This window comes from Aureivirga sp. CE67, from assembly GCF_015767245.1.
Lineage (GTDB): Bacteria > Bacteroidota > Bacteroidia > Flavobacteriales > Flavobacteriaceae > Aureivirga.
In genome coordinates, this window is the sequence record NZ_JADOTV010000007.1 from 117,000 (window position 1) to 136,589 (window position 19,590).

The 19,590-nt window shown below is 28.9% G+C and carries 8 protein-coding genes; 6 read left to right on the top strand and 2 right to left on the bottom strand.

The window, feature by feature from the left end; translation table 11 throughout:
- Positions 1 to 81: 81 nt before the first annotated feature.
- Positions 82 to 3,210: a TonB-dependent receptor gene (locus I0K12_RS10615; protein ID WP_196887856.1), complete on the top strand. Its 3,129-nt coding sequence runs from the start codon at positions 82 to 84 to the stop codon at positions 3,208 to 3,210.
- A gap of 170 nt (positions 3,211 to 3,380) precedes the next feature.
- Here the strand turns inward: I0K12_RS10615 and I0K12_RS10620 are convergent, their stop codons facing one another.
- Both I0K12_RS10620 and I0K12_RS10625 read right to left on the bottom strand, forming a co-directional pair.
- Positions 3,381 to 8,225 carry a T9SS type A sorting domain-containing protein gene (locus I0K12_RS10620; RefSeq protein WP_196887864.1) on the bottom strand — a complete coding sequence of 1,615 codons (4,845 nt, stop codon included), beginning with the start codon at positions 8,223 to 8,225 and terminating at the stop codon, positions 3,381 to 3,383.
- A gap of 423 nt (positions 8,226 to 8,648) precedes the next feature.
- Positions 8,649 to 9,854, bottom strand: a complete 1,206-nt coding sequence (locus tag I0K12_RS10625) for a CotH kinase family protein (RefSeq protein WP_196887873.1) — start codon at positions 9,852 to 9,854, stop codon at positions 8,649 to 8,651.
- A 318-nt stretch (positions 9,855 to 10,172) separates the two neighbouring features.
- Here I0K12_RS10625 and I0K12_RS10630 point away from each other — a divergent pair, with 318 nt between their 5' ends.
- The 5 genes from I0K12_RS10630 (at position 10,173) to I0K12_RS10650 (ending at position 19,507) form a co-directional block, all read left to right on the top strand.
- Positions 10,173 to 11,963: a hypothetical protein gene (locus I0K12_RS10630; protein ID WP_196887875.1), complete on the top strand. Its 1,791-nt coding sequence runs from the start codon at positions 10,173 to 10,175 to the stop codon at positions 11,961 to 11,963.
- A 210-nt stretch (positions 11,964 to 12,173) separates the two neighbouring features.
- Positions 12,174 to 13,517: a dicarboxylate/amino acid:cation symporter gene (locus tag I0K12_RS10635; RefSeq protein ID WP_196887876.1), complete on the top strand. Its 1,344-nt coding sequence runs from the start codon at positions 12,174 to 12,176 to the stop codon at positions 13,515 to 13,517.
- A 404-nt stretch (positions 13,518 to 13,921) separates the two neighbouring features.
- Positions 13,922 to 14,914 (top strand): T9SS type A sorting domain-containing protein, encoded by a 993-nt coding sequence (locus tag I0K12_RS10640; RefSeq protein ID WP_196887878.1) that lies wholly within the window; start codon positions 13,922 to 13,924, stop codon positions 14,912 to 14,914.
- Positions 14,915 to 15,139: 225 nt separating this feature from the next.
- Positions 15,140 to 15,946 (top strand): carboxypeptidase-like regulatory domain-containing protein, encoded by an 807-nt coding sequence (locus I0K12_RS10645; protein ID WP_196887880.1) that lies wholly within the window; start codon positions 15,140 to 15,142, stop codon positions 15,944 to 15,946.
- Positions 15,947 to 16,069: 123 nt separating this feature from the next.
- A complete protein-coding gene (locus I0K12_RS10650; protein WP_196887882.1) occupies positions 16,070 to 19,507 on the top strand; it encodes an AAA domain-containing protein in 3,438 nt (1,145 codons plus the stop codon).
- Positions 19,508 to 19,590: the final 83 nt, after the last annotated feature.

Genomic DNA, 19,590 nt, shown 5'->3' on the forward strand with positions numbered 1-19,590 from the left:
ATCTTAATTTTTTTTTAAGTTAATGTAAGGAGTTCACAATTCTTTAGACCAAACTTTGGATTTTATTTAAAACCCTAAAAAATGATTAAAAGATTTGGTTTACTATTTTTCCTGATGATGAGCACCTTCGTCATAGCTCAGGAAACCACAGGAACTTTACAAGGAACCGTCAAGGACGATTTAAATTTACCTATAGAAGAAGCAACTATTTTGGTGACGGATACAGAAACAAATTTCCGTTATGGAGGAAGTTCAAATCAAAATGGTTTTTATATCATCAATAATCTTCCACCTTCTAAAAAATATAAAATAGAAGTATCTTTTATAGGATTTAAAACAATTACAATTACTGATTTTGCTATTAATTTAGGAGAAATAAGTTATCAAGATTTTGTGCTGAATGAAGATAATGTATCTCTTGGTGAAATAGAAATCAAAGTGAATAAATCGACAAATAAGAAAGGAAACGAAACTTTATTATCCGCAAAAACTTTAAAGAAAACTCCTACTATTAGTCGTTCTATTCAAGATTTAACGAAGAATTTACCAGAATCAAATCTAAATTCGTTTGCTGGAGCGAGTAATAGATTTAATAATTTAAATATCGATGGAATTGCCAATAATGACGTTGTAGGTTTTCAAGAACCTGCTAGTGGAGCCGCTGGTTCTTCTGCAAATGGAACTCCAGGAAGTTTGTCTAGATCACAGCCAATCGGTCTTGGAGCGATTAAAGAACTTTCTGTAAAAGTTGCACCCTTTGATGTAAGTATCGGTAATTTTACTGGAGCAAATATCAATTTAGTTACCAAAAACGGAACAAATGATTTTCGTTCAGAGGTTTATGGTTATGGAAATAATCAGCTTTTGGTTGGGAAATATGCAGAAGGAATCAAACAGAAAATTGAAAGTTTTTACGACGTGCAAGTTGGAGCTTCTTTTGGAGGTGCAATTAAGAAAGATAAACTTTTCTTTTTTGTGAATTTTGAACAAGCACTTTCTAACACGCCAGTTCTGAATGCGCCAGGATCTTCTTCTTCTAATATTTCTTTGGAAACTGTAGAACAAATTCATCAGAAACTGATTAACGATTACGGATATGATCCAGGAACTTACACAGATGCAAATATTAAAACAGCAAGTTCTAAATTATTTACTCGTTTGGATTATAATATCTCAGATGTTCATAAATTGACTGTTCGTAATAATTTTGTAAAAAGTTATGCTGATAATTTAGAGTGGAATGCTTCTGTTTTTAATTTTGGTAATCAAGGATATAGACATGAAAGTATTGCAAATAGTTTAGCTTTAGAATTGAAATCAAATTTCTCAAATGGAATTTCAAATGTTTTTAGTTTCGGTTATAACAAAGTAAAAGAAGATAGAAATTTTGACGGAAGAATTTTCCCACATGTGGATATTTCAGATAATTCAAATAGTATTTTTGCAGGAACTTATCGTGAAGCTTCTGTCTATGGAACAGATTTAAATACTTTCCAAGTTTCAAACAAACTTTCCGTTTTTAAAGACAATCACTCTTTTACTTTTGGAGGATTTGCACAATATAATACAGTTGATTATGGATTTCTTTCAGCATGGAATGGAAGATGGCAATATAAATCAGTAGATAATTTTTTAAATGATCAGCCTTCAAGAATTCGTGGAGTTTATCATATTTCAAATAATAATTATGACTTTGTAAGTAGTGAGCCTTCAGCAACTTTAAAGATATTTGAAGGAGCTGTTTATGCGCAAGATTATTATAGAATTACAGATCGCTTTTCTGTTTTGGCAGGAATTCGTTTAGATTTTCAATTCTTAACAGAAGATTTACCAATAAGTCAAGAAGTGAAAAATACACCTGAATTTGCACATTATAATAATAAGATTTCAAAAACACCACAGTTTAATCCTCGTTTAGGATTTAATTATTTTATTGATCAAGATCGAAAATTCAAGCTTCGTGGAGGTTCTGGGTTATTTTCTGGAAGAATTCCTTATTTATGGTTTGCTTATGCTGAATATATTTCAGGAACCGAATATTTCAATGTAGATATTCGTCCTGATGGAACACAAAAAATCGTTGAAAATCTTGGAGATTTAGCTTCACAACAACCTAATTTGACAGAAATTAATTTGATTGACAATGATTTTAAATTACCAAGAGAATGGAAAAGTAATTTGGCTTTAGAAGTAAAATTACCTTATGATTGGAATGTTTCTTTGGAAGGAACCTATTCGAAAGTTATCAATGGAATTTTCTTCCAATCAATTAATAGAAAAAACGAAAAAGCAAGATTTGAAGGAGCTGATGATAGAGAATATTTTACTTCCAAAGGAGAAGATATTAAAATCAACAAGAATTTTACAAACGTTTTCTTATTGACAAATACAGATCAAGGATATCGTTATAATTTGACTTTTGGAGTAAATAAAACTTACAGAAATTACAATGGATATTTAGGATATACCTATGGGAAAAGTAAAGATATTTCAAGTACAGTAAGAAATTCTAATGCGGCAAATTTTGAGTGGAATCAATCTATAGATGCTAATGCTCCTGAATTATCATATTCAAATTTTGATTTAAGACATAAAATAGTTTCATCACATGCGATGAATTTTAACTTAAATGAAAAAAATAATCTTTTAGTTTCTCTGTTATATACTGGAACATCTGGAAGCCCTTATTCGTTTATTTATGGAGGAGATGTAAATCAAGATGGTTCTTCAAAGAATGATTTGATTTATGTTCCTGCTTCTGCGGATGAAATTAATTTAAGAGATATCACAGATGGTTCTGGAAATATTGTTGTAAGTGCTGAGCAACAATGGGAAAATTTAGATAGATATATTTCAGGAAATGATTATTTATCAGAAAGAAGAGGGAAATATGCAGAGAGAAATGGAGCAAAAACTCCTTGGAATCATCAATTGGATATGAAATGGGAATACACAAGAAAACTGAAAAAAGGAAAAGCTTTAAGTCTTTCTTTTGATATGCTAAATGTGTTGAATTTCATTAATAATGATTGGGGAAGATTAGTTTATGTTCCTAATGTGGTGAATTCTAGTTTTAGTTTGGTAGATTTTGTTGGAATAGAAAATAACCAACCAGTTTATCAATATACGGAGAAAACACAAGATCCTTGGGTGGTAGATCAAGTAAATTCTAGATGGAAAGCACAAGTAGGTATTCGATACCAATTTTAATTTTGTAACTAATCCAATTTTATAACCATAAGAGACTGTATTTTTTGATACAGTCTTTTTTTGGTTTAAAATTTATTGGATGTAGGATGTTTTTTATGATATTTAAAAAATAAAAGTCGCTTCAATTTCTTGAAACGACTTTTAAACTATATTAAGTTTTTAAAGAATTATTATTGAATTAAAATTTTCTTTAAAGTTGAATTATTTTGAGTATTTACTTTGATATAATAAACTCCTCTTGCAAAAGTTGAAACATCAATTTGCTTTTTAGAGTTATCTTTTTGTTTAAAAATAATTTTACCAGTTAAATCTAAAATATAGATAGACTCAATTTCTTGTTTGCTTTCAATATTTAAAATATCTTTTGCTGGATTTGGGAATACTTTGATTAAAGAATTTAAATTCACCTCATCAATATCTAAATCCTCAGTTACTTTTACTAAAAACTCACAAGAATCTGTATTTCCATATTCATCTTCGATTTCTAAAGTAATAGTATGATCACCAGGTTCTAATTCTGTTCCAGGTGCAGGAGTTTGAGTGAAAGAAACTTCATCACAAGCAAAAGATACTGGAATATCTATTGTAAAATCTTCTAAAGTATAAAGTTCATTTTCTTCAACAGAAATGTTTTGTGTTTCTGGACATTCGAAATACGGAGCAACTGTGTCAATTACCTCTAGCATAAATGAGCATTCAGAAGTATTATTATAAATATCTGTAAATGTTATGATAATTTCAGTACTTTCTGTAATAATAGTTTCTGGTTCTAAGTTTTGTGTGACTGTAATTTCATCTGAACAATTATCTGCTAATCCAAAATCATATTCAGTATAATCCAAAATAGGATATTCACAACCAGATCCCATATCAATGATGATGTCTTCATAACAATTAACAAAAGTTGGAGCTTCTGTATCTTCAATAGTTACAATTTGAATTACTTCAATTTCATTATCATTTCCATCGTTAAATTTCCATACAATCTCGAAAGTTCCTTGTTCCGTAAATGTTAACTCAGAATTTGTTGTTGCTGTGATTTCTCCAGCGCAATTATCTGTTGTAATCGGAAAAGTGATCTCAGAAGGAGATAATTCACATTGAGCATTTATATCTCCTAAAGCAACAGCTTCAGGATTTGTAATATCATCAATAATTACATTTTGAATTACCTCAATTTCATTATCATTTCCATCATTGAAAATCCAAATAATCTCGAAAGTTCCTTGTTCTGTAAAGTTTAAATCAGATTCTGTAGTGGCAGTAATTACTCCTGCACAATTATCTGTTGTCGTTGGCGCAATAATATTAAACTCGTTGATCTCACATTCTGCAGTTAAATCTTCTAAAACAATAGTTTCTGGGTTTATAATATCATCGATAATTACATTTTGAATTACCTCAATTTCATTATCATTTCCATCATTGAAAATCCAAATAATCTCGAAAGTTCCTTGTTCTGTAAAGTTTAAATCAGATTCTGTAGTGGCAGTAATTACTCCCGCACAATTATCCGTTGTTGTAGGAGCAATAATATTTGCTTCATTAATTTCACAATCTGCAGTTAAATCTTCTAAAATAATAGCTTCAGGATCTGTGATATCATTAATAATTACATTTTGAATTATTTCAATTTCATTATCGTTTCCATCATTAAAGATCCAAACAATTTCGAAAGTTCCCTGTTCTGAAAAGTTTAAGTTAGATTCTGTAGTAGCAGTAATTTCTCCTGCACAATTATCTGTAGTTGTTGGCGCAATAATATTAAACTCGTTGATTTCACATTCTGCAGTTAAATTTTCTAATACAATAGCTTCTGGATCTGTGATATCATCAATAATTACATTTTGAATTACTTCAATTTCATTATCATTTCCATCATTGAAAATCCAAACAATCTCGAAAGTCCCTTGTTCTGTAAAGTTTAAATCAGATTCTGTAGTTGCAGTGATTTCTCCCGCACAATTATCTGTTGTTGTTGGCGCAATAATATTAAACTCGTTGATTTCACATTCTGCAGTTAAATCTTCTAAAACAATGGTTTCAGGATCTGTGATATCATTAATAATTACATTTTGAATTATTTCAATTTCATTATCGTTTCCATCATTAAAGATCCAAACAATTTCGAAAGTTCCCTGTTCTGAAAAGTTTAAGTTAGATTCTGTAGTAGCAGTAATTTCTCCTGCACAATTATCCGTTGTTGTAGGAGCAATAATATTTACTTCATTAATTTCACATTCTGCAGTTAAATCTTCTAAAACAATGATTTCAGGATCTGTGATATCATTAATAATTACATTTTGAATTACCTCAATTTCATTATCGTTTCCATCATTAAAGATCCAAAGAATCTCGAAACTTCCTTGTTCTGTGAAGTTTAAATCAGATTCTGTAGTAGCAGTGATTTCTCCTACACAATTATCTGTTGTTGTTGGCGCAATAATATTTGCTTCATTAATTTCACATTCTGTAGTTAAATCTTCTAAAACAATGGTTTCAGGATCTGTGATATCATTAATAATTACATTTTGAATTACTTCAATTTCATTATCGTTTCCATCATTAAATTTCCAAACAATCTCGAAAGTTCCTTGTTCTGAAAAGTTTAAGTTAGATTCTGTAGTAGCAGTAATTTCTCCTGCACAATTATCTGTTGTTATTGGCGCAATAATATTTGCTTCATTAATTTCACAATCTGCAGTTAAATCTTCTAAAACAATTACTTCAGGTTTTTCATTGTCTACAATAATGATGTTTTGAGGAACTGTTACGATATTCCCATTTCCATCATCAATAGTCCAAGTTACAACGGTTGTAGCTCCAATTTCTGTAATTGGCAATGTCGCATCATGTGTAACAATTATATTCTCTGAGCAATTATCCGAGGTAGAAGGAGTTTCTAGAGAAGTTACTTCACAATTCGCAGTAATATCCGCTAATTCATTCTGGATATATTCCGTTTCAAAAGGAATTTTATATATACCAAAATTAACAGCAGAAGCATATATAGTATTGTCTTTAAATTCTAAACTTGCTGTTTGTCCATAAGTATTATCAATTAATATAGGAGAACTTCCAGATATACTTGTTTTAAAAATACCTCCACCACTATATCTACTTAAAAATAATTCTTCACCTACAACCTTTACATCTACTACTCTTGTAAGACTATTAAAAGCACCAGGGTTATTTATAGGCAAAGTTTGTGATACATCAACTTTATAAATTTTTGAAGTCCAATAATCTGCAATGAATAAATCATTTCCATTAAAATCTATTCCCATAGGCGAACCTATACCAGTAACTACATCTGTCGCAATAGGATTTGAAATAGATGGATTTAATTTGATGACTTTGTTTAAATTATAAATACCACAATATAAGTCCTCACCATTAAAAGCTAAACCTCTTAGACTTCCAAGGTCTGAAGCTATAATTTCTGTTTGTTGAGTATTAATAGTATATTTTATAATTTCTCCTCCAGTATTGGATAAATATAATTCTCCATTTTTTTCTGTTAAACCAAATAGTTCAGAAGGAGAAGTGTAAAGTTCTTGTAAAGTTCCTGCAGGATCCGAAAGAGAAAAAGATTGTAGTTTTTTACTTGACCAATTAACAAAGTACATAGTATCTTCTACAATCATCATGTGCATAATCGAAGGAGTTTCATCTAAAATTAACTCAGGTGTTCCATATCCAGTAGTGTAAAATAAATTTTCATCAAATGTAAAAGGGTCTATATTGTCATTAATTGAAATATTCTGTATTTGTGTACTTGTATTTCCGTTTTCATCTTCAAAAGTCCAAGTAACAACAGTTGTTCCTTGAGTTGTAATAGGAAGTGTAGCATTATGACTAACAATTACATTTCCTCCACAAGAATCTGTTGCAGATGGCTCACTTAAATTAGTAACTTCACATTCTGCTGTGATTTCTGGTAAAGTTTCCAAATTAGGTATTGGTCCTTGATTATCTATAACAGTTACTGTAGTGCTACAAGTTGTAGTATTTCCTGAGCTATCTGAAGCAGTAAAAATAATCGTAGTAATTCCTTTTTCTAAAATGGATCCAGGTGTTGGGTCTTGTGTGATCGAAGGAGGGTTTGTAAAATCATCTGTTGCAATTACTAAATTTGTGTAATCAGGTATAACTCCCTGACAATTTTCATTCACAGATATGTTATCTAGAGAAGAAGGACAAGAAGTAATTTCAGGTGCTGTAGAATCTTGATTGATATTTAATTTTGAAATCTTATCTCCATCTTTTTCTGCAATATATAGGTCAATTCCATCAAAAGCCATATCAATTGGTCCACTAAGATTACTTACTACTTCTGTAGCTACTGGAGAAGATTCTGTAATGTCAATTTTTAATATTTTACCTGTTTCAAATTCTGTATAAAATAAATCATTTCCGAATATTAATAAAGAATAAGGTCTTCCATTTGTAGAAGTAATTTCAGTAAGCGTAGGATTTACGTCTGTGATAGTAGTTTTGTAAATTTTATTTTCTACAGTAGAAATATATAAATCATCACCATTGAAAGTTAGATCTAAAGGATCCGTAACAGAAATAACTTCTTGAAGAGAAGGATTTTCAATATTTGTTTTATAAATTAAATTGTCTTGCCAATCTGCAACATAAAGAACACCATCTTTTTTAGTAATTCCATGAGCATAACCAAAACCAGTAATCAAGAAACTATTTCCGTTTGTGTTTCCATCATTAATATCTTTTTTACCAATTCTATTATTTGCAGCAGAGTATAAAATATTCTCGTCAAAGATCATATCATAAACACTAGTAGAGCTATTTGCTACTTGAATGATGTTTGAAGTGTTTGAAAGATCTACTTTCGAAATATAAAGATTACTTCTAAAATATAAATCATTTCCTTTTAGAGTTATACAATATGGATTATCTAATCCAGTGATAACATCTGTGGTTTGTGCATAATTTTGTGTAAAGCTAAGGAGGAAAATCAATAGCCATAGATTTTTAAGCTTTCTCATTATTTTATTTTTTGATTGTTTAAAATAGATGTATTGAGGGGAAGAGATAGTAAATGTAATTTGTCTAATAGCGCAAATCTTATTTTGAAATGCCTATTTTTTAATAAGGTAGTGTTGCTCATATTTGATTCTAATTATAAATTTATAAAATCAAATATATAAAAGAGGAGGTTGAGTAAGAGTGATTGTTGAGGTATTTTAATTTATTATGTTAAAATGCTTTTAATAATTTATTTTTTTATTAAAACAGCTTTTTGTTTGATTGTGTAAAAGATCTTAGATGTTGAAAATATTTTTTCAAGTTTAGGTCAAGAGATTTTTAGTTTTTTCCTGAAATAAATAGTTTAAAACTAAAAAAAGGTAATGAAATTAACTTCATTACCTTTTTTCTATATTTTTTATTTAAAAGAAATAAATGGTTTTTTATAAATTATTGTTTAACCATTCCATTCTATCCATATACCATTTTTCAAGATATTTTACTTCTTCTTCATAAGTGTCAAAGAAAACATAATTTGGCCAAACATATTTTCCTAGAATATCCCATTTTTCGAAGTTTCTATCTACAGAACCTTTTAAATGATAATTAGCTTTTTCTCTTACCTTATCAAAAACATCGTTTTTATTTTGATAAAAATATGCAAATCTATTTTTTACTAAAGTCTTGAATTCTTGATTTTCAAAAAGTTTTGTGTACCACTTTGAATTTTTAACCCAAAAACCTTCTGGTTTTTCATTTCCATTATAATTAATGTTACCAAAAGCAATATCAAAATCCCAGATTGGTCCCATTTTCAATTTTTCTCCAGGAATTAAATTCATATAAACACTAGAATAAAAAATTGCATCGTTATTTTTTCCTATTTCATTAATTAAATACCAATCAATAAAAGAATCTAAATCAATAAGCCTTGAAATATCTTCTAATGTAGGATTGTCATTATTCAAAATTAAAGTTTCGAATTCTTCAATATAATTTTTAATAAAAACATATTCTTCATCTTCAATATCCAATTTTGGCTCCTTAATGTTGAAATAATAATCCGAAATAGAAGAATGAAAATAAACATCATCTGCATCTATTCTTGAAAGCTGATCTACTTCTAATAAATAACCATCATCACCAATATCAACTCTGTTTGAAGATTCTTCTACTTTCTGAACAATCTGATAGATTCCTACATATTCACCATTAAGATTTACATCTACAAATTCACTTTCAGGAGTCCAATCCAAATTACTCATATATCCTAAATTATATGCAAGCTCACTTCTTAAAAGTGATTTATCTGTATAATTTGCAAGAAAAACCCACTTTTTGTCCTTAGGCATTTCTAAAACAGATTCTTTATCGTCAAATTTAATTTGATATGGTTTCTTAGGTAAAGCCCAAGTCGTATTACCTCTTCCTCTAATTTTAATACTTTTACCTACAACTTCATCATCTATTTTAAAAGTTGCACGAATATAGTCATCTTTAGAAGTTATAGGTTCGTTATTTTCTGTTTCAATATTTACAACAGGAATATTCTCAGGTTCTACAGGAGGGTGTATTTCTTCAACATCATCTTTTTTACATGCTATAAATAAAAGAGATAGTAATATTGTTTTAAAAAAGTTTATTTTCATAATCATTCATATTTTTTAAGAGAAGCCAAAAGTAGAGAATTGAATGTACTTTTCTAAACTAAATCAAACTTTAACATTTCTGTAGGTTTTTCAGGTTTTTAAAAAATTAATAGTTTCTTTTCATTATTTAAGGAGTTTCTAATTTTAAATTTATATTTCATAAAATGATTTTTTAGATTGTTTATTTTTTTGTTAAAAATTATTAAAGTGTAATTTTTATAATCCGTTATAATTCAATCTATTAATGTGATAGTGATAAAAATCATAGTTTATCTGATTTATTTAACTGTCCTTTGGAAGTCTATAATTAACGGGAAAATGGATAGAAAAGAAACACATAATTTTTATATTCCAGTAATGGGACTTGCTTATACAATTGATTCTCCAATCAAAGTAGCTCATTACGGAATTTCATCAGTGATGTCAATTGTAGATGATGTTTTGGTGGAACAAATGAACGAACATTACGCAAAAAAATATTCTTTACCTTTTCAAAAATATAGCTCAAAAGACATTTATGCAAGAGCAAATAGAATAAAGGATTATTTAAATAATGTTCAACAAATCGTAGAAACGAAATTTGAGGATTTTAAACAAGAAATCTCAACAAATACAAAGTCTTTAAACGATTATATAGAAACACTTCCTAAGTTTTCAAATATCAAACAAAAACTAGTGGAGTTTGCAGATGAAAATTTAAATAGTGAAGGAATCAAATCTTGGTTAGATGAACATTTAAATCACGGATCGATTGATGTAAATATCATGACAAAAGTGGACAAAGCAAATTTTGATGGAAAAGAAGAACTTCCTTCAGAGTTTAATGATGGTCATTTATCTCTTAAAGGTTTTGCTGAAAGTAATCTAGAGTCATCTGTAGTTCTTTCTGCAGGTATGAATCCTAGGCTTTACAGTTACATGGAAAACTTTCAAGATTTTTACCCAGATGCTGAAGGAAATATTAAGAAAAAAATCATTTTAAAAGTAAGTGATTATCGTTCGGCAATGATTCAAGGAAAATTTTTAGCCAAAAAAGGGATTTGGGTTTCAGAATATAGAATTGAATCAGGGTTAAACTGTGGAGGACATGCTTTTGCAACAGAAGGTTTGTTATTAGGACCAATTTTACAAGAGTTTAAAGAAGGAAGAGAAGCTTTAGCAAAAGAAACACAAGAGATTGCTTTTGCAGCAATGGAGAAAAAAGAAATGGCAATTCCGGAATCTTTACCAAAAATGAAAATCACTGCACAAGGTGGAGTTGGTACAGGTGAAGAACACCAGTTCTTATTAGAAAACTATGAGTTAGACGGAATCGGATGGGGATCTCCATTTTTATTAGTTCCGGAAGCAACAACTGTAGATGATGAAACAATGGATAGACTTTCAGAAGCGAAAGAGAAAGATTTATATTTAAGTCAATCTTCGCCTCTTGGTGTTCCTTTTAATAATCTTCGTACTTCTTCAAATGAAGTTTTAAAAAGAGAAAAGTTTGAAATCAATAAGTTTGGAAGTTCTTGTCCGAAGAAATTTTTAGTTTCAAACAAAAATTATTCAGATAGACCAATTTGTACAGCTTCAAGAAAGTTTATTGAAAAAGAAATCGAATCTCTTGAGGAGGATTTATCTCCAGAACAAAGACAAAATAAAATTGAAGAAATCAATGTGAAATCTTGTCTTTGTATTGGTTTAGCTTCTGCAGCTTTAATGAAAAATGATATTCCTGTGAAAGGAGAAAAGCAAGGAATTGTGATTTGTCCTGGTCCAAATATGGCATATTTTGATGAAAAGTTTAAGTTAAAAGATATGATTCGTCATATTTATGGATACGAAAATGTAAAAGTAGATTCTAATCGTCCGCACGTTTTTGTGAAGGAACTTGGAATTTATTTAGATTATTTGAAAAATGAACTTGCTGGTGTAAAAACGGAATTTAATAGAAAGCAAATTAAGTATTTCAACGCATTCCAATCAAATCTTGAAAAAGCATTTACTTACTACCAAGATTTGAATACACAATTACAGTTATTTTCAGAAAATAGTTTGAAAGCAGCTAGTCAGAATTTTGAAGAAATAAAATATAACTTGGAAGAAAAGTTATGTGTTAGTTAGTTGATATTTAGAAAAAACATCTTTAAACTAGAGCTTACAGGTATTTTATATCTGTAAGCTTTTTTGTTTTTTATGGACAAATAAATTATAATTTTTGAATAAAATTGTCAAAATAGAAGTGAAATAGAAGTAAAGTAAAACATATTTAATCAGATTTGTCGTTTGATGTGAATTTCATATCTTCGGCAAAACAAAAAATAATAGAAATAAATGAAGAAATTAGCATTGCACTGGAGAATCCTTATCGGGATGCTTTTAGGAGTTCTTTTTGGTATTTTAATGGGACAATTTGAATGGGGAGGACAATTTATTGGAGATTGGATCAAGCCTTTTGGAACAATTTTTATCAAATTATTAAAATTAATTGCTGTACCATTAATTGTTGCTTCACTAATCAAAGGGATTTCTGATCTGAAAGATATTTCTAAATTCAGAAACATCGGATTTCGAACTATTTCTATTTATATTTTAACTACTGTAGTTGCAATTTCAATTGGACTTTTAGTAGTAAATGTTTTCAAACCAGGAGAAGGAATTTCGGAGCAAACGATTGCAAAACTTACAGAAACTTATGCAGGAAATGCTTCAATTAATACAAAAGTACAAACAGCAGCTGCACAACAAAAAGCTGGACCTTTAGACTTTATCGTAAATATGGTGCCAGACAATGCTTTGAGTGCAATGACAGCAAATGGAAGAATGTTGGAAGTTATTGTTTTCACGATTTTCTTAGGAATTTGTATGTTGTTAGTAAAACCTAGTCAAGCAAAACCATTAAAAGATTTCTTTGATTCGTTGAATGAAGTGATTTTGAAAATGGTAGATATCATCATGTTGACTTCTCCTTATGCAGTTTTTGCGCTTTTAGCAAATGTGGTAGTAACCGCAGGAGATCCAGAGATTTTACAAAAATTATTATTCTACGCTGGAGTTGTAATTTTAGGATTATTTACAATGATTATTTTCTATTGTATTCTAATTGCTGTAATTGCTAAAAAATCACCTTTCTGGTTCTTAAAACAAATTTCACCAGCACAATTATTAGCTTTTTCTACAAGCTCAAGTGCAGCAACTTTACCTGTTACAATGGAAAGAGTAGAGGAGCACATTGGAGTTGATAAAGAAGTTTCTAGTTTCGTGCTACCTGTAGGGGCTACAGTAAATATGGACGGAACAAGTTTATATCAAGCAGTAGCAGCAGTATTTATCGCACAAGCCTTAAGCTTCCCATTAGAATTTGGAGATCAATTAACGATTGTATTAACTGCATTATTAGCATCTATTGGTTCTGCAGCCGTACCAGGAGCAGGAATGGTAATGTTAGTAATTGTATTAGAATCAATTGGATTTCCAGCAGATAAATTAGCAGTTGGACTTGCATTGATTTTTGCTGTTGACAGACCTTTAGATATGCTTAGAACAACAGTAAATGTTACAGGAGATGCAACAGTTTCTATTCTTGTAGCAAAATCTGTAGGAAAACTTCATAAGAATCCGCAAGAGAAAACTTGGGATGAAAATTTAGAAGAAAATGACCTAGAAGGAAAGTTATAACCTTTTAGTTTAAATAAAATATTAAAGCTCCATAGAAATTTCTATGGAGCTTTTTTTATTTAACAAACCGAACTTGTTTGAAAAATAATTTGTAAAAATGACTCAATGATATAATTAAATATAGGTTGCTTTTTTATCTTAAGTTAAAAATTTAAGTATTGAATCTGTTTAAAAAATAATTTCCAAAAAGGGTTCAATAGTTTAATTTTAAGTAGATTTTTGATATTAAAAATACAAGTTTTGATTTTTTTTGGTTTGTTTTTTTATTTGTTGTAATGTTTAATATGTTGGAAGTTAAATTTTTACTTTTTAAATTCTTGATGTTAAGAAATAGATAAGTATTTAGTTAAAATAAGAAAATACATAGTTAAATACTTATTTTTGAATTATTAAAAATTGTAAAAATGTTTAAAAAAATTACTATTGCTGCAAGTTTATTTCTTGCTATGAATTTAAATGCTCAAGATTATACTTTTCAAGGAGCTACAACAGAAGAATATACGGACTTAGAAAATGCTATATCTATAAATGATGGCGAGATTTGGGATGATCCAACTTATGAAGTTCCGATTGGGTTTACTATCAATTTCAATGGAATGGAAACAGATAAAATTTATTTTGACGAATCTGTGGGTGCAGAAGTTAATTTAACTCCAAGTTTTGAAAATTCTATTTTGATGCTTACTTATTTGGATTTAATAGATAAAGGTGATTATAATGAAGATGGTGTTTCATTGTCTCCAATTTCATATGTTTTAGAAGGTGAAGAAGGAAGTCGTATTTTTAAATTAGAATGGAAAAATGCTGGAATTTTTGATGAAGATACTCCAGAAAGCGTTATAAATATTCAGTTATGGATTTATGAAGAAGATCAAAAAATCGAATTTCATTATGGTGAAATTGATGTGAAAAATCCTGAAACATTATTTCAAGGATATGAAACAAATGGAGATTTAGTGATGATTGGCGCTGTAAATCAAGAAGAAAATAGCGAGTATATGATTTTGTTACATGGTAATGCTTCAAATCCAGAACATACAATTTATAACCCATTACCAGATAACGAATTTCAACCTGAATCTTTTGATTCTGCAATTCCAAGTAATACGGTCTATACTTTTGTGAAAACAGATTATGGAGTAGGTGTAGAAGAAGAATTATTAGCTTCAAAATTGAATGTTTTTCCAAATCCTGTGAGAGAATCATTTACTTTAAATTTTGATAAAACTGTTTTAGAAATTGAAAAAGTAGAAATCTACAATACCTTAGGACAAAAAGTAAAAGATTTTAAGCAAGTTGAAGATAAGTATTCTGTTAGAGATTTAAATTCAGGAAATTATTTACTAAAAGTTACAACAGATAAAGGAATAAAAAATCAAAATTTGATTATTAAATAAATCATTTTTAGAAAGAATTTTGAAAAACTAGCTCATTTTGGGCTAGTTTTTTGGTTTAAATGTCATCAAGAAAAATACGAGTTTTGAAGTCTTTTCGATTAAAGGCATTTTCAACTACCTATTTTATAAAATTTATGTTATAATTTCCTAAAAAAAGTAATACATCCTATTTTATATAAAGACTTTGTGTATTTTAGCCAAAATAAAAACAATCTATTATAGAATATGCACAAGAATCTATATTTATTATTTACTTTCTTTTTTATGACATGTTTCGTTTTTTCGCAAGATGTTGAGGAAAAGGAGAATACCCAAAATGAATCTATTTTAAAAGGAAAGATTATTGATGGAATAACAAAAGCACCTTTAGTTAGAGCACACGTTTTTAACTTAAATACAGTGGTAGGTTCTGCAACAACAGAACAAGGTGATTTTGAAATTACTGCAAAAGCAAATGACACTATTTTTGTTTCCCATCTAGGATATCAGCCTATCAAACTAAAAATTACAAATGATTTATTGAAAGGAAATGAGTTAGTGATTTCGATGTTTGAAAAAACGATTCAAATTTCTGAGGTAAATATTAAAGCACATGATTTAGTAGGAGTTTTAGAAGTAGATGTGAAAAATATTCCAGAAGATAAGTACACGAGAATTCATATTAATGGTCTGAAACAAACGTATGAAGTAGGAAAACCAAGAAAGAAAACTTTTAGTTCTCCTGTAGATGCAATTTATCATCCAGTTGACTTTCTCTACAATTTATTTGGAAAAAAGCCAAAGGAGTTGAAAAAACTTAGAAAACTTAAAGATGAAGATAGTTTGAGAAAACTATTGGAAAGTAAGTTTAATAGAGATTTAATGATGGAATATTTAAACTTGAGTAAAACAGAACTAGATAATCTTTTAGATGATTGTAATTATAGTAGGTATTTCATAGAAAAAGCAAGTGATCTTCAAGTGATCGAGGCAGTTTTAGAATGTTATGAAAAACACAAAGCTGTAAAAACAGGAAGTACGCAAAAGAGATAAAAATAATTTTTCGAAAATATATTGAAAAGCCACTTTATAATTAGAGTGGCTTTTTTTGTACCCTTTTTTTAGAAAGAAATGAAGATGCTTTTACTTAACTTTGTCTTTCCATAAAATAACCAGATGAAACAAGAAAATCAGAAGCAATTTGCTGAAATACATTTTAAACATTTAGAAGTAATAATTAAAGATTCGATAAGTACGAGAGCAAAATATTTTCGATTAAAAGAAATGTTGGAAAGGATTTGTAATCAATTACTTTTTGAAGAGCCAGTAGAATTTTCAAATCTTTTTTCAAAATTGGTTTATGTTTCCAAAAAATATAAAGTTTCAGGAGATATCAGTAAGGTTCGCTATGCGATTTCACAAATTACGAATAGAAAACAGCAAGCTTCTGACGAATTATTTTCTTCACATATTAATTATTTTGCCAATTTTATTGCAGAGGTTTTCAAAGTTTCAATTCCAGATACTTTAAAAGAAATTTTACCAAAAAATGAAATAAAAAGAGAACCAAAAAGAGAAGAAACTGCTGAGTTTTTGTCTAAAATAAGAGCAGTTGTGATTGAAAAATCAAATGGATTTCTTTGGTGTGAAATTGAAAAAGAATCTGAAGAAAAAGCAATGGTGAAAGTATATCCAAATGCGATTTTTTCTACAAAAGATTTTTGGAAAGGGGCACAGGTTTATTTGGTAAATATTCGAATCGATAATGAAGGAAGTTATTTTCCAAGATTTATCATTTTAGAACCAGATTATCTTCTAGATATTTCAGCAATTGCAGAGTGTTTTCAGGATTATGGTTTTTCTGCGCTTCATTTTTTAAAATCAAAATTTGAAGAAGTTCCTAATAATAAACACATTCGTTTGGGAAATTTCGCCAATTTGATTGTGGATGAATTAATCACCGAAAATGGAACTGAAAAGCAATTTAATACTATTTTCTATAAAGATTTTACTAATTATCCTTTTGAATATACAACAAGTGAAGATATCAAAGAAAGAGAGGATTTTAAAGAATATTATGAAAGTGCAAAAAAACATTTTTCAACCATAAAAAGAGTCATTCAAGAAGATTTTAAAAAATTAGAAATTGATCGAAATCGAGTGACTTTAGAGCCTTCTTTCTTTTCAGATTTATACGGAATTCAAGGACGTTTGGATATTTTAGATTTGGAAGATGATAAAAATGCAAAAATTGTAGAGTTAAAATCAGGAAGTACGCCTTTTCCAGATGACGGTAGAACAATCAAGAGAAATCATGTGGTGCAGCTGTTTTTGTATTATCAAATAATTGGTGTTTTAAATAAATTGCGTTTCAATGAAATTTCGACCAAAATTAATGGTTATATTTTATATTCTAAATCAAATTTGAACAATATTCGCTCTGAAGAACCAACTTTGGATGTAATGCAACGAATTTTCAATCTTCGAAACGAGATTATTGTAAATGAACATAAATTGGCAAATGATGCGGAAACTTTCCCTGAAAAAATTATTAAACAAATAAATTCTAAGAATCTGATTCAGAAGAAAAATTTGAATCCAAGATTTAAAGATATTTTAATAGAGCAAATCCGAGAATTTCAGCAGCCAATAGAAAAACTTTCAGAAACGGAGAAAGCTTATTTTAATTCGTTTGTGAGTTTTATAGCAAAGGAGCAATATTTGGCCAAAATCGGAAATGCAGATATCGAATCTAATCGTGGTTTAGCTTCGGTTTGGCTGAGTTCTTTTGATGAAAAAGAAGCAAAATTTGAGATTTTATACGATTTAGAAATTGAAGAAAATAATGTAGCAAATTCAAAAAAAGAAATAGTTTTAACTAGAACAAATGCGAAGAATAAATATGCTAATTTCCGAGAAGGAGATATGTGTATTTTGTATCCTAGAAACGAAAATGAATTTGCAACAGACAGTCAAATTTTTAAATGTACTGTAAAATCAATTTCTAGTGAAAAAGTAGTTTTAGGTTTTCGATATACGCAACACAACACAAAATTCTTTGATTCTCATAAAAAATGGGCTTTAGAAAAAGACTCCATGGATAGTTCTTTCAAAAATATGTATAAAAATCTGTACATGTTATTGCATAAAAATACAGATGATACTATTCAAAAAGTGGAGAAAAGAACACAAAAGAGAAGAAAAATATTGACTTTGCTTCCGCCAGAACAAGAAAATTCGAAGGAATTTCATAAAAGTTATTTGTCTGTAGAGCAAAATAGAATTTTGAAAAAAGCGATTAATACCAATGATTATTTTTTGTTAAATGGACCTCCAGGAACAGGGAAAACTTCTATAATTATCAAAGAATTGGTCGAAGCTTTTTATAAAGAACCAAATTCTAATATTCTGTTATTGGCGTATACAAATCGTGCAGTGGATGAACTTTGTGAAACTGTAAATACTGCTCTAAGAGAAGTAGGAGAGAAGGAAAATACTTTTGTAAGAATTGGAAATGAGCTTTCGTGTCAGGAAGAGTTTAGAGGTAGTTTGCTGAAAAATATTACCGAAAAAGCTACAAAACGAGAAGAAATTGAGACTAAATTAAAAACACATCGAATTTATGTTTCTACAGTCGCTTCGATTTCTGGAAAGTTAGATTTATTTAAGTTGAAGAAATTTGATACCTTAATTATTGATGAAGCTTCACAGATTTTAGAACCTCAAATTGTTGGACTTTTACCAGAATTTGAAAGATTTATCATGATTGGAGATCATAAACAGCTGCCTGCGATTGTTTTGCAAAATGAAGAACAGTCAAAAACAAATAATTTATTGCTAGAAAAAATCGGTCTTCAAAACCGAAAAAATTCACTTTTTGAAAGATTGTATTTGTATTGTGAGAAAAATGGTTTTGATTTTGCTTATGATCAATTGACTTTTCAAGGAAGAATGCATGAAGATATAGCTGCTTTTCCAAATAAAGAATTTTATGATGGGAAATTAAATCAAGCATTTCATATTTCAACTTTAACACCAGAAGCAAAACAGAATTTACAAAGACAAGTTTTACCTCTGAACTTGAAAACAAAATCAAACTCAGAATTAGAAAAATATCTGGCAACAAAACGTATGTTGTTTTTTTCTTGTAAGAATGATTCAAATAAATCTGGAAAACAAAATGAAAAAGAAGCAGATTATGTAGTTTCTATTGTGCAAAAAATTCATGAAATCTATGCTGAAAATAATTTAGAAATAGATGCGAAAAAAACAATTGGAATTATCGCACCTTTCAGAAGTCAGCTGGCTACGATTAAACAAAAATTAGAACAAGCAAAAATTCCAAATCATCAAAATATAACTGTGGATACTGTAGAAAGATATCAGGGAAGCCAGAGAGATATAATTATTTATTCATTTACAGTGAATGAAGCGTATCAATTGAAAGCAATTGAGAATTATAACGATGATAAAACGGTCGATAGGAAGCTAAATGTGGCTCTGACGAGGGCGAAAGAACAGATGATTATGGTCGGAAATGAAACTGTAATTTGTCAAAATTCTATCTTTTCTAAATTAATTGATTTTACCAGTAAATACGGGGGTTTTGTATAATAAATTTATATAAAAAACACCATTTTTTTTATGGTTGTATTTTATAAAATTAGAGTATAAACGTTGGTCTGAGTTCAAAATTT

Bases quoted from the DNA above. Each gene is read 5' to 3' on its own strand.
- I0K12_RS10620 (WP_196887864.1), bottom strand. From the start codon at position 8,225: ATGAGAAAGCTTAAAAATCTATGGCTATTGATTTTCCTCCTTAGCTTT.
- I0K12_RS10645 (WP_196887880.1), top strand. From the start codon at position 15,140: ATGCACAAGAATCTATATTTATTATTTACTTTCTTTTTTATGACATGT.
- I0K12_RS10630 (WP_196887875.1), top strand. From the start codon at position 10,173: ATGGATAGAAAAGAAACACATAATTTTTATATTCCAGTAATGGGACTT.
- I0K12_RS10650 (WP_196887882.1), top strand. From the start codon at position 16,070: ATGAAACAAGAAAATCAGAAGCAATTTGCTGAAATACATTTTAAACAT.
- I0K12_RS10615 (WP_196887856.1), top strand. From the start codon at position 82: ATGATTAAAAGATTTGGTTTACTATTTTTCCTGATGATGAGCACCTTC.
- I0K12_RS10635 (WP_196887876.1), top strand. From the start codon at position 12,174: ATGAAGAAATTAGCATTGCACTGGAGAATCCTTATCGGGATGCTTTTA.
- I0K12_RS10625 (WP_196887873.1), bottom strand. From the start codon at position 9,854: ATGAAAATAAACTTTTTTAAAACAATATTACTATCTCTTTTATTTATA.
- I0K12_RS10640 (WP_196887878.1), top strand. From the start codon at position 13,922: ATGTTTAAAAAAATTACTATTGCTGCAAGTTTATTTCTTGCTATGAAT.